The 12,130-nt window shown below is 70.0% G+C and carries 11 protein-coding genes and 1 tRNA gene; 5 read left to right on the top strand and 7 right to left on the bottom strand.

All coding sequences use genetic code 11. The annotated features are described in order from the left end of the window. Nucleotides 1–5 precede the first annotated feature (5 nt). Both ABD161_RS09700 and ABD161_RS09695 read right to left on the bottom strand, forming a co-directional pair. Nucleotides 6–671 (bottom strand): ATP-dependent Clp protease proteolytic subunit, encoded by a 666-nt coding sequence (locus tag ABD161_RS09700; protein WP_135112194.1) that lies wholly within the window; start codon nt 669–671, stop codon nt 6–8. Nucleotides 672–702: 31 nt separating this feature from the next. Further along, on the bottom strand, nt 703–1,296 hold the full coding sequence (locus ABD161_RS09695) for an ATP-dependent Clp protease proteolytic subunit (RefSeq protein ID WP_194210264.1): 594 nt from the start codon (nt 1,294–1,296) through the stop codon (nt 703–705). A 233-nt stretch (nt 1,297–1,529) separates the two neighbouring features. Here ABD161_RS09695 and glgX point away from each other — a divergent pair, with 233 nt between their 5' ends. The 3 genes from glgX to treZ are packed head-to-tail and all read left to right on the top strand — an operon-like array spanning nt 1,530 to nt 7,743. Further along, the gene (gene glgX / locus ABD161_RS09690; protein WP_344001945.1) at nt 1,530–3,734 is read left to right on the top strand and encodes a glycogen debranching protein GlgX; all 2,205 of its coding nucleotides are present in this window, start codon (nt 1,530–1,532) and stop codon (nt 3,732–3,734) included. Continuing rightward, entirely contained in the window at nt 3,731–6,046 is a 2,316-nt protein-coding gene (treY, locus tag ABD161_RS09685; RefSeq protein ID WP_344001942.1) for a malto-oligosyltrehalose synthase, read from the top strand. The genes glgX and treY overlap by 4 nt, the downstream gene beginning before the upstream one ends. Further along, nucleotides 6,046–7,743: a malto-oligosyltrehalose trehalohydrolase gene (gene treZ / locus ABD161_RS09680; RefSeq protein ID WP_344001939.1), complete on the top strand. Its 1,698-nt coding sequence runs from the start codon at nt 6,046–6,048 to the stop codon at nt 7,741–7,743. The genes treY and treZ overlap by 1 nt, the downstream gene beginning before the upstream one ends. Before the next feature lie 18 nt (nt 7,744–7,761). Here treZ and ABD161_RS09675 read toward each other — a convergent pair whose 3' ends face one another. The 4 genes from ABD161_RS09675 to ABD161_RS09660 all read right to left on the bottom strand — a co-directional run bounded on the left by ABD161_RS09675 (nt 7,762) and on the right by ABD161_RS09660 (nt 10,567). Next, nucleotides 7,762–8,256, bottom strand: a complete 495-nt coding sequence (locus ABD161_RS09675) for a tetratricopeptide repeat protein (RefSeq protein WP_344001936.1) — start codon at nt 8,254–8,256, stop codon at nt 7,762–7,764. A 75-nt stretch (nt 8,257–8,331) separates the two neighbouring features. Further along, entirely contained in the window at nt 8,332–9,819 is a 1,488-nt protein-coding gene (tig, locus tag ABD161_RS09670) for a trigger factor (RefSeq protein ID WP_344001933.1), read from the bottom strand. A 75-nt stretch (nt 9,820–9,894) separates the two neighbouring features. Then, nucleotides 9,895–9,968: transfer RNA gene (locus ABD161_RS09665), tRNA-Pro, on the bottom strand. A gap of 65 nt (nt 9,969–10,033) precedes the next feature. After that, on the bottom strand, nt 10,034–10,567 hold the full coding sequence (locus tag ABD161_RS09660; RefSeq protein WP_344001930.1) for a phosphotransferase family protein: 534 nt from the start codon (nt 10,565–10,567) through the stop codon (nt 10,034–10,036). On the opposite strand from ABD161_RS09660, the gene ABD161_RS09655 reads away from it, so the two are divergent. Beyond that, nucleotides 10,458–10,793 (top strand): hypothetical protein, encoded by a 336-nt coding sequence (locus tag ABD161_RS09655; protein WP_344002530.1) that lies wholly within the window; start codon nt 10,458–10,460, stop codon nt 10,791–10,793. The genes ABD161_RS09660 and ABD161_RS09655 overlap by 110 nt on opposite strands. Before the next feature lie 659 nt (nt 10,794–11,452). On the opposite strand, the gene ABD161_RS09650 is transcribed toward ABD161_RS09655, so the two are convergent. After that, nucleotides 11,453–11,671, bottom strand: a complete 219-nt coding sequence (locus ABD161_RS09650; RefSeq protein ID WP_344001927.1) for a hypothetical protein — start codon at nt 11,669–11,671, stop codon at nt 11,453–11,455. Nucleotides 11,672–11,855: 184 nt separating this feature from the next. On the opposite strand from ABD161_RS09650, the gene ABD161_RS09645 reads away from it, so the two are divergent. Continuing rightward, nucleotides 11,856–12,089: a hypothetical protein gene (locus ABD161_RS09645; protein WP_344001923.1), complete on the top strand. Its 234-nt coding sequence runs from the start codon at nt 11,856–11,858 to the stop codon at nt 12,087–12,089. Nucleotides 12,090–12,130 lie beyond the last annotated feature (41 nt).

The following is a 12,130-nucleotide window of genomic DNA, read 5'->3' as shown; positions in this document are numbered from 1 at the left end:
CGTGGTTACTTGATGGCCGGCTGGCGCTTGCGCGTCGTCAGGACCTGGTCGACGAGGCCGTACTCGACCGCCTCCGCGCCGCTCAGGATCTTGTCGCGGTCGATGTCCTTGTTGACCTGCTCGACCGTCTTGTTCGAGTGCTTCGCGAGCGTCTCCTCGAGCCAGGTGCGCATGCGCAGGATCTCGGCCGCCTGGATCTCGATGTCCGACGCCTGACCGTGACCGGCCTCGCCGACGGCGGGCTGGTGGATCAGCACGCGCGCGTTGGGCAGCGCCAGACGCTTGCCCGGGGCTCCGGCGGCGAGCAGGACCGCGGCGGCCGAGGCCGCCTGGCCGAGCACGACCGTCTGGATCTGGGGCGAGATGTACTGCATCGTGTCGTAGATCGCCGTCATGGCCGTGAACGAGCCACCGGGCGAGTTGATGTACATGATGATGTCGCGGTCGGGGTCCTGGCTCTCGAGCACGAGCAGCTGCGCCATGACGTCGTCTGCGGACGCGTCGTCGACCTGCACGCCGAGGAAGATCACGCGATCTTCGAACAGCTTGTTGTACGGGTCCTGGCGCTTGTAGCCGTAGGCCGTGCGCTCCTCGAACTGGGGCAGGATGTAGCGGCTGCCCGGCATCTGCAGGCCCTGGGGCGACGTCTGGCCGGTGTAGGGGGTGTGCATCTTCGATACGTCCTTCTCTGTGTACCCGGGCTCAGTTCGCCGCGCGGTCGGTGCCGCCGCCGCCGGTGACGTCGGCCGCGTGCTCGCGGATGTGGTCGACGAAGCCGTACGCGAGGGCCTCCTCGGCCGAGAACCAGCGGTCACGGTCGCCGTCCTCGTTGATCTGCTCGACCGACTTGCCGGTCTGGGCAGCGGTGATCTCGGCAAGACGGCGCTTCATGTCGAGGATGAGCTGCGCCTGCGTCTGGATGTCGCTCGCGGTGCCGCCGAAGCCGCCGTGGGGCTGGTGGAGCAGCACGCGCGCGTTCGGCGTGATGTAGCGCTTGCCCTTGGTGCCGCTGGTCAGCAGGAGCTGGCCCATCGAGGCCGCCATGCCGATGCCGACGGTGACGATGTCGTTGGGCACGAACTGCATGGTGTCGTAGATCGCCATGCCGGCCGTGATCGATCCGCCGGGCGAGTTGATGTAGAGGTAGATGTCCTTCTCGGAGTCCTCTGCCGCGAGAAGCAGGATCTTCGCGCAGATCTCGTTCGCGTTGTCGTCGCGCACCTCCGAGCCAAGCCAGATGATGCGGTCCTTCAGCAGGCGGTCGAAGGCACTCTGTGCCATCAGCGGTTCGGGCATTCTCACTCCATTCAGTGGTGCGTCGATATGACCCTACCCGCGGGTTATCCGGGCCTCGCGCGTGTTCGCCGTGGGCATACGTGGGTGTCGGAGTCCCGTCCGCCGGCGGCCGCGAAGGCGCTCCTCTAACGGCCCGCGGCCCCGATTCGCAAGCCCTTCCGCAGGGCCCGGTCTCCGCGTTAGCGTCGCCGTGAGAGCTGTCCCGGCTCCCCTCACAGGAACGGCAGGATCACATGGAGACGTGGCCAGGACGGCCCTACCCGCTGGGTGCGACATACGACGGCGACGGCACGAACTTCGCGCTCTTCAGCGAGGTCGCCGACAAGGTCGAGCTCTGCCTCTTCGACGACGACGGCACCGAGACGCGCGTCGGCATCATCGAGGTCGACGCGAACGTGTGGCACGCGTATCTTCCCGGAGTCGGCCCCGGTCAGGAGTACGGCTACCGGGTCCACGGACCGTTCGATCCCGCCGCCGGCCATCGCTGCGACCCCAGCAAGCTCCTCGTCGACCCGTATGCCAAGGCGCTGTCGGGAAGCATCGACTGGGATCCGTCGCTGTTCGACCACCACTTCGACGACCCCGACGTGCGCAACGAGGACGACTCGGCCGCGCACACCATCCGGTCTGTGGTGATCAACCCGTACTTCGACTGGCGCGGAGACCGGCGCCCCGGCACCCCCTACGGCCAGACGCTGATCTACGAGGCGCACGTGAAGGGGCTGACTGAGCTGCATCCCGAGATCCCCGAGGAGCAGCGCGGCACGTACGCCGGCGTCGCCCATCCCGCCGTTGTCGCCCACCTGAAGCGGCTGGGCGTGACGGCGATCGAGCTGATGCCCGTGCACCAGTTCATCCACGACTCCGTCCTGCTGGAGAAGGGGCTGCGCAACTACTGGGGCTACAACACGCTCGGCTTCCTCGCGCCGCACAACGAGTACTCCTCCAGCGGCGACCGCGGCGAGCAGGTGCAGGAGTTCAAGGCGATGGTGCGGGCGCTCCACGCCGCGGGCATCGAGGTCATCCTGGACGTCGTCTACAACCACACGGCGGAGGGCAACCACCTCGGCCCGACGCTGTCGTTCAAGGGAATCGACAACGCCGCCTACTACCGGCTCGTCGAGGACGACCCGCAGTACTACATGGACTACACGGGCACGGGCAACACACTCAACGTCCGCAACCCGCACTCGCTGCAGCTGATCATGGACTCGCTGCGGTACTGGGTGACCGACATGCACGTCGACGGCTTCCGCTTCGACCTCGCATCCACGCTCGCGCGGGAGTTCTACGAGGTCGATCGCCTGTCGAGCTTCTTCGACCTCGTGCAGCAGGATCCGGTGGTGTCGCAGGTGAAGCTGATCGCCGAGCCGTGGGATGTCGGTCCCGGCGGCTACCAGGTCGGCAACTTCCCCCCGCAGTGGACCGAGTGGAACGGGAAGTTCCGCGACACGGTGCGCGACTTCTGGCGGGGCGAGCCCTCGACCCTCGGCGAGTTCGCCTCGCGGTTCACCGGCTCCGCCGACCTGTACGAGGGAAGCGCGCGCCGGCCGATCGCCTCCATCAACTTCGTCACGGCGCACGACGGCTTCACCATGCGCGACCTCGTCTCGTACAACGAGAAGCACAACGAGGCCAACGGCGAGGACGGGCGGGACGGCGAGTCGCACAACCGCTCGTACAACCTCGGCGTGGAGGGGCCGACCGACGACGCCGAGATCCTCGAGCTGCGCGCCCGGCAGCAGCGCAACCTGCTGACGACACTGCTGCTGTCGCAGGGAGTGCCGATGCTGCTTCACGGCGACGAGCTCGGTCGCACGCAGCAGGGGAACAACAACGGCTACGCCCAGGACTCGCCGCTCACCTGGATCCACTGGGACGAGGCCGACGAGCCCCTGATCGAGTTCACGGCGCTCGTGTCGCGCCTGCGGCGCGAGCATCCGACCTTCCGGCGGTGGGGCTTCTTCGACGGCCGGCCGGTGCGCCGCGGCGAGGGAGACCCGCTTCCCGACATCGTGTGGCTGACGCCCGACGGCTCGCCCATGGACGAGGGCGACTGGCAGACGAGCTACGCGCGCACGCTCGGGGTGTTCCTGAACGGCCAGGGCATCCAGGAGCGCGGCCCGCGCGGCGAGCGGATCGTCGACCGGCACTTCCTGCTGTTCTTCAACGCGCACAGCGAGCCCGTCGACTTCACCCTTCCCGCCGACGAGTTCGCGGCGTCGTGGGACATCGTGCTGAACACCTCGGACGGGCGCGATCCCGCACCTCACGAGGCGGGAAGCACCATCGCGGTGCCGGCCCGGTCGATCCTCGTGCTGCGCGAGTGGCAGGAGGAGGCGGCCGCGCCCGAGTGGTCGCCGGCGGCGTCCGTCCGGCAGGCGCTGGCGGGCGGTCAGGGCGGTGCCGGCGGTCAGGACGTCGAGGCCGACGGATGAGCGGGCGCATCCCCCGCTCCACCTATCGCCTGCAGATCCGGCGCGAGTTCGACCTCGACGCCGCGGCGGGCGTCGTCGACTATCTGAAGGCGCTCGGCGTCGATACCGTCTACCTCTCCCCCCTGCTCGCGAGCGAGCCGGGCTCCAACCACGGCTACGACGTGATCGACCACTCCCGGGTGGACCCGGATCGCGGCGGACCCGAGGGGCTCGAGCGGTTCGCGACGGCCGCCCGCGAGGCGGGGCTCGGGGTGCTCGCCGACATCGTGCCGAACCACGTCGGCATCGCGACGCCGCGGCTGAACCCGTGGTGGTGGGACGTGCTCACGCACGGGCGCGGATCGCGTCACGCCGAGGCGTTCGACATCGACTGGGACGCCGCGAGCGGGCGGATCAGGATCCCGGTGCTCGGCGACGACGACGTCGAGAAGCCGGATCTCGGCCTGCGCATCGAGGACGGCGAGCTGCGGTACTACGACAACGCGTTCCCCCTCGCGCCGGGCACTGCCGACGACGGCGCGTCGCCGGGCGTGGTCCACGCGCGACAGCACTACGAGCTCGTCCACTGGCGCCGCGGTGACAGCGAGCTGAACTACCGCCGCTTCTTCGCGGTGTCGACGCTCGCCGCCGTGCGTGTCGAGGACCCGCGCGTGTTCGACGAGAGCCACGCGGAGATCCTGCGGTGGCTCCGCGAGGGGCTCGTCGACGGCCTGCGCATCGACCATCCCGACGGCCTCACCGACCCCGGCGGCTACCTCGCCCGCCTTGCAGACGCGTCCGACGGCGCGTACGTGCTCGTGGAGAAGATCCTCGAGCCGGGCGAGCCGCTCCCGGCGCACTGGGCGACCGCCGGCACCACCGGATACGACGCCCTCGGCGACATCGATCGCGTCCTCGTCGACTCGGCCGCGCGCACCGCGCTCGACGACCTCGAGGCCGAGCTGCGAGCGGATTCGCCGCAGACCGGCACCGCCGACTGGCACCGGATGATCCACGACGGAAAGCGCGCCGTGGCAGACGGCCTGCTGCAGGCGGAGGTGCGGCGCCTCGCCCGGCTCGTGCCGGACATCGAGGGCGCCGAGGACGCGCTGGCCGAACTGCTCGCCTGCTTCCCTGTCTACCGGTCGTACCTGCCCGCCGGGCTCGACCACCTCCACGAGGCGGCCGCCGCGGCCAAGCGCGGCAGGCGCGACCTCGCCCGCACGATCGACCGGCTGCTCCCCCTGCTCGCCGACCCGGATCATCCTGCCGCGATCCGGTTCCAGCAGACCTCCGGGGCCGTGATGGCGAAGGGCGTCGAGGACACGGCCTTCTACCGCTACGGACGCCTCGCCTCGCTCAACGAGGTGGGCGGGGATCCCGCCGAGTTCGCGATCGACGTGCGCGAGTTCCACCGCCGGCAGGCCGCACGGCAGGCGTCCTGGCCGCTGTCGATGACGACCCTGTCCACGCACGACACGAAGCGCGGCGAGGACACCCGCGCACGGATCGACGCCCTCGCCGAAGTGCCGGAGCTGTGGTGCAGCACCCTCCGCACGCTGCGCACGCTGGCGCCCCTCGGCGACGGCCCGTTCGAGTCGCTGCTGTGGGCATCCCTGATCGGCGCCTGGCCGCTGTCCCGCGAGCGCGCCCACGCGTATGCCGAGAAGGCCGCCCGCGAGGCCGGCACGCGGACGACGTGGACCGCGCCGGATGAGGCGTTCGAGCGATCGATGCACGCGCTCGTCGACGCGGCCTTCGACGACGCGTCCGTCCAGCGGACGCTCGAGGAGTGCGTGGGGTTCGTGCAAGCCGCCGGCTGGTCGAACTCGCTGTCGGCCAAGCTGCTCCAGCTCGCCGCACCGGGCGTCCCGGACGTCTACCAGGGGTCCGAGCTGTGGAATCGGTCGCTCGTGGACCCCGACAATCGCCTTCCGGTCGACTACGCCGAGCGCCGCGCCATCCTGGAGCGCATCGACGGCGGCGAGCTGCCCGACCTCGATGAGACCGCCGCCGCCAAGCTGCTGGTCACGACGCGGGTCCTCCGCGCCCGCCGCGACCGTCCCGAGCTGTTCACCCGCTACGCCGGGCTGGACGTCACGGGCGGGGCCGCGGAGCACGCGATCGCGTTCGACCGCGGCGGCGCGGTGGCGGTCGCCACGCGTCTGCCCCTCGGGCTCGAGAGGCGGGGCGGATGGGCCGACGCGCGCGTGATGGTGCGGCCCGGCCACTACGTCGACGCGATCACCGGCGTCTCCTTCTCGGGCGACGCCCTGGCGCTTGCGGACGTGCTGGGGCGCTATCCGGTCGCCCTGCTGCTGAGGGAGGGCTGATGGGTTTCGAGGTCTGGGCGCCGCGCCCCGCATCGGTGCGCCTCGTCGTGGACGGGCAGACGCACGACATGAGGCGCGAGGGCGGATGGTGGCGGGCCGACGTCCCCCGTCGTCCCGGGCAGCGGTACGGCTACCTGCTCGACGACCGCGACACGCCCGTGCCGGATCCGCGGTCGCTGCGCCAGCCGGACGGTGTGCATGAGCTGAGCCAGGTGCACGACCTCGGCTTCGGCTGGACCGATCAGCGCTGGACGGGCCGACAGCTCGCCGGATCGGTGATCTACGAGATGCATGTGGGCACGTTCACCCCGGACGGAACGCTGGATGCCGCCATCCAGCGTCTCCCGCACCTCATCGACCTCGGCATCGACCTCGTCGAGGTCCTGCCCGTGAACTCGTTCAACGGCGCCTGGAACTGGGGATACGACGGCGTGCTCTGGTACGCCGTCGACGAGACCTACGGCGGTCCGGAGGCGTACCAGCGGTTCGTCGACGCGTGCCACGCCGCGGGCCTCGGCGTCATCCAGGACGTCGTGTACAACCACCTCGGCCCCAGCGGCAACTACCTGCCGCTGTTCGCCCCGTACCTGCAGGACGCGAGCGCGAACACCTGGGGGTCGTCTCTCGATCTCTCCGAGCACGAGGTGCGGGAGTACATCCTCGACAACGCCCTCATGTGGCTGCGCGACTTCCACGTGGACGGGCTCCGCCTGGATGCCGTTCACGCGCTTGTCGACGACTCCCCCACGCACCTGCTGCAGGAGATGGCCGAACGCGTCGACGCGCTGAGCGCGCACCTGCGGCGTCCGCTCACGCTCATCGCGGAGTCGGACATGAACGACCCGAAACTGATCACGCCGCGCGAGGGCGGCGGCTACGGTCTTCACGCCCAGTGGAGCGACGACTATCACCACGCGGTGCACGTCGCGCTCACCGGCGAGACCTCGGGCTACTACGCCGACTTCGAGCCGATCGAGGCGCTCGCCAAGGCGGCGACCCGCGGGTTCTTCCACGACGGCACCTGGTCGTCGTTCCGCGAACGCGAGCACGGTCGTCCGATCCCGCCCGAGACGCCCACCTGGCGCCTCGTCGCCTACGCGCAGGATCACGATCAGATCGGCAACCGCGCGACGGGCGACCGGCTCTCGCAGACGCTCGACGACGACGGCCTGGCGATCGCGGCGCTGCTCGCGCTCGCGGGCCCCTTCACGCCGATGCTGTTCATGGGCGAGGAGTGGGGCGCGTCCACACCGTGGCAGTTCTTCACGGCCCACCCCGAGCCGGAGCTCGGGGAGGCGACGGCGCAGGGCCGCATCGCCGAGTTCGAGCGTATGGGCTGGGATCCGGCGGTCGTGCCCGATCCGCAGGCCCCCGAGACGTTCCGCCGGTCGAAGCTCGACTGGTCGGAGCCGTCGACCGGTCGTCACGCGCGCCTGCTGCAGATCCACCGCGAGCTCATCGCGCTGCGACGCCGCGAGCCCGACCTGACCGACCCGCGCTTCGACCGGCTGTCGGCCGAGTGGAGCGAGGATCCGCGGTGGATCCGGATCCGCCGCGGCGCGCTCGAGATCGTCGTCAATCTCGCCGACCTGCCGCTCGCGATCACTCCACCCCGCGAGGTCCTGTTCGCGACCACGCCGCTGGGAGCGGAGGCCGACGGCATCCCGCCCCGCTCGGGCGCGATCATCCGCCCGTGACCCGCGCGGGTCGCTGGATCAGTCGCGCGCGAGCTCGGCGGCGTAGCCGGTGACCGAGCGGGTGTAGTGGGTCAGATGCGGCGCAAGCGCCGTGAGGGCGATCGAAAGACCTCGCTCGGGCTCGCCGGCCGAAGCGAGCGCGAGGGCGTAGAACGCCGCAGCCTCGTCGCGCAGGGCGGCCGCGTCCTCCCGCTCGTGCTCGCTCCGCAGCAGCTCGAGCGCCTCGTCGGTCTTGCCCAGGTTCCGGATCGTGCTGGCGAGCTGGATGATCGCCCGCGTGCGCCGCTGGTCGTCGAGACCCAGCCCGATAGCGCGGCGGTAGAGCGGCTCGGCCTCGGTCTCGAGGCCCGCACTGTCACGCGCACCGGCGCGCTCGAACAGCGCCACCGGATGCTCCTCCCCCAACTCCGCGGCAAGTGCGTCGATCCGCGCGATCCTGTCGTCGTCGGTCAGCGCGGCATCCTGCCAGACCGCGTCGATGCGGTGCTGCCAGTCGTCGAATGAGGAGGCCATGGGTGTTCCTTCCAGGTGGATGACAAAGGGGGACGGATGCGCGCGGCATCCGTCCCCCTTCGCGGGCGCTGCGGCTTACTCGGCCGCCGGCTCCTCGGTCTTCTTCTTGCGCGTGCGCTTCGGCTTCTCCTCGGCGGGGGCCTCCTCAGCGGCGGTCTCCTCGGCCGGGGCGGCCTTCTTCTTGGTCGCGCGCTTCGGCTTCTCCTCGGCGGCGGGCTCCTCGACAGGCGCCTCGGCCGCGGCCTCGTCGACCTCGTCGGTCTCGTCCTCGTCGGTCTCGTCCTCGTCGGTGGCGGCGAAGCCGGACAGGTCGACCGCCTTGCCGTTGCTGTCGACGACCTCGACCTTGCCGAGGACGATCGCGAGTGCCTTGTTGCGCGCGACGTCGCCGATCACCGACTGCAGCTGGTTGCCCTGCTGCAGCGCCTCGATGAACTGCTGCGGCGCCATGCCGTACTGACCCGACATCTGGATCAGGTACTGCGTGAACTCGTCCTGCGAGACCTGGACCTCGAGCTTCTCGGCGATCGCGTCGAGCAGCATCTGCGTGCGGAACTGCTTCTCGCTCGCCTCGGTCACCTCGGCGCGGTGGACGTCGTCCTCGAGCCGGTTCTCCTGCTCGAGGTGCTGGTGCACCTCGTCCTCGACGAGCTGCGCGGGCACCGCGATGTCGGCCTTCTCGAGCAGCGTCTCGATGAGCTTGTCGCGCGCGGCGGAGCCCTGCGAGAAGGCACCGCGCGAGGCGACCTGCTCGCGCAGGCTGTCGCGCAGCTCGGCGATGGTGTCGAACTCGCTCGCCATCTGGGCGAAGTCGTCGTCCGCCTCGGGCAGCTCGCGCTCCTTGACGGCCTTGACCGTCACCGCGACCTCTGCCTCCTCGCCGGCGTGGTCACCGCCGACGAGCGTCGAGCGGAAGGTGGTGTCCTCGCCCGCCGTCAGCGAATCGATGGCCTCGTCGATGCCGGGGAGCAGCTCGCCCGAGCCGACCTCGTACGACACGCCCTCGGCGCGGTCGATCTCGGCGCCGTCGATGGTGGCGACGAGGTCGAGCTCGACGAAGTCGCCCTTGGCCGCGGGGCGGTCGACCGGGATCAGCGTGCCGAAGCGCGCGCGCAGACGGTCGAGCTCCTCGTCGAGCGCCGACTCGTCGACCTCGGCGGCGTCGACCGTGATGGTGAGGTCCTCGTAGGACGGGATCTCGAACTCGGGGCGGACGTCGACCTCGACGTCGACGATCAGGTCGCCCGAGAAGTCCTTCTCGTTCGGCCACTCGACGATGTCGGCCGAGGGACGGCCGAGCATCTTCACGTCGTGCTCGGCGACGGCGGCGCGGAAGAAGCCGTCGAGGCCCTCGTTGACGGCGTGCTCCATGACGGCGCCGCGGCCGACGCGCTGGTCGATGATCGGAGCGGGCACCTTGCCCTTGCGGAAGCCGGGGACCTGCACGTCCTGAGCGATGTGCTCGTAGGCGTGCTGGATGCTCGGCTTGAGCTCCTCGGGGCTGACCGTGATGTGCAGCTTCACCCGGGTCGGGCTGAGCTTCTCGACGGTGCTGGTGACCATAGGGGTTCGTTCTCCTCGTGACTCCTCCCGCGCGCAGGCCGCGCGACGGGATCGTAGGTCTGTGTGGGCCGATCGTCGGGGCGACAGGATTTGAACCTGCGGCCTCCCGCTCCCAAAGCGGGCGCTCTACCAAGCTGAGCTACGCCCCGGGGAGTCCCCACGGGGGACACGAAACGGCCCCGTGAAGTCTAGCCGACGCAGCCGGATCGGCCTCTCACGCTTCCGCCAGCGCTTCGGCGACCATCCTGAGGCCCCGCTGCTCGAGCTCCGGAACCCCGAATGCGAACGACCAGCATGCGGCGGAGATGCCCGCCCGCGTGCGCTGCCGGAACCAGGCCGGCGTGCGGCGCGGATCGGAGCCGTACCCGCGGATGAACGCCTCCTCGCGCTCCGGGCGCCCCACGAACTCGCCCGAGTCGAGCCGCTCGAAGTCCTCGAGCGGCGGGCGGAGATCCGCGCGCCCCCAGTCGATGACCCGCACGGTGCCGGCCTCGTCGATCACCCAGTTCCGCGGCTGCCAGTCCCCGTGCGTGGGAACGCATACGACCTCCGCTTCCGGCCACGACCTGATGAGCCGCCGCAGCCGCGCGGCGTCGTCCGCGGGGATCCGGTGCGGCCTGTCGAGCCAGGCGAGGACCTTGCGCGCTGGCCTCGAAGTCTGGGTCGACGACCTCCAGCTGGCCGTGCAGGGCCGCGAGCAGCTCACCCGCCTGCCGATACGTCTCGGGATCCGACACGGCGGGGCCATCCTGCACGAGCGCGCCGGGCAGGTGCTCCGTCACGAGCAGCTTCGCCTCGAGGTCGGCGTGCAGCAGTCGGGCCGCGCGTCCGCGATCGACGAGCGGTGCCGTCCATTCGCGATGGGCGCGGATCTCCCGGGCGATGTGGTGGTCGCCCGGCCCGCCAGCCTTCACGACGACCACACGGTCGCGGTGCGTCACCCTCAGGACCGTCGTCTCCAGCACACCCCATGACATGTCGGCATCCACGCGCGCCCCGGGAAGCCACGCCGCGAGGAGTTCGCGCTGCACGAGTCGAGGCCGGGATCCGGGATGGGCATGCGCCGAGCCTAGGACCGGCCGTGACGCGAAAGCGCCCCGGCTCGGTGAACCGGGGCGCTGATGGAGGGGATGACGGGAATCGAACCCGCGTAATCAGTTTGGAAGCTCGTCTGCGCGCCCTACCAAGGCACCCCAGGGACCACTACCAGACACCGAAGCACACCACGCTGCCCCGAGATTCCGCCCGAGTCTCAGCCCTCTCGACGGAGCAGGTCGGCACACTGCGGGGCACCCCGGGCGGGCCCGGCGAAGCACGGTTGGACGGGTTTTCCGCCGGGATGTTGCGCTCCACGGCTTCCGGTCTGTATGGTCCATCCCGCTGGCAGCGCACGCTGAGCGGCAAGGAAGGACCAGAGTCCCCTTGCTCACGCGCGCCGCAACGCTCCGCTCTCCGCGAGGGACTTCAGGTCCTCGACTGAGGAGAAGCGTTGAGCACAACGAGGCACTGCCGCGCGCATGTGACGAACCGGGCGAGGGAGGCCTTGACCCTCAACGTCGCGCCGTTCGCCCTCCCTGGCCCAGCAGGGAGCCACCGCGCGGCCGGATGTGCGGAGACACCGCGCGGGAGCCAGTCAGTCCCGGAGCTTGATCCCGTACTCCGCGGGCTGTCCGTCGTCGGGCAGCACCTGCGAGCGGCGCATCCCGTGGGAGCGCATCAGCTGCGCCCGCTCGCCGACACCCAGTGCCCGCGGCAGACCGTTCGGCGTGAGGTAGTTCCGTCCGGTCGCAGGCGTGTAGTCGCCGCGCTCCTCGAACGTTCCATCGTCGTAGCTCGGTCGATTGAGTCCCATGATCGCGTTCCCTTCCTCGGGTCTATTCTCGCGCGTCCCCGGCAATTGACGCTTTCCCACCAATGTGCAACGTCCCCTTTCCGACCTTCCATAGAGCAATTGCGGCGAATTCGCGGGAAGTCAAGCGCGGCCAACACAATTCGCGCGACAATTAGTACGAAAGCAAACAACCGGAGGCGAAACGATGGCACGGCAGAGAACGTTGGAACCTGACTATGTCGAAATCCGCGTGAAGGTTCCGCGTGACCTTCCGGCAGCGGTCGAATCGCTGGCGGCGCTGTCGGGCATGTCCCAAGCGCCCTTCCTGCGGCAAGCCCTGTTCGCCGGGTTGGCTCCCTACGCGCTCGTCTCTCCGGAGCTTGCCGCAGCGCTACCCGCACCACAGCCCTATGAGGGCTCATCGCATTTGAGCGTGTAGCGCTGGTCTGAACCCGCCGGTCTCGAGCAGGGATCTGGTGA

This window comes from Microbacterium paludicola (assembly GCF_039529675.1).
Lineage (GTDB): Bacteria > Actinomycetota > Actinomycetes > Actinomycetales > Microbacteriaceae > Microbacterium > Microbacterium paludicola.
The sequence above is the reverse complement of the archived record's forward strand: the minus strand, read 5'-3'. Positions and strand labels throughout refer to the sequence as shown.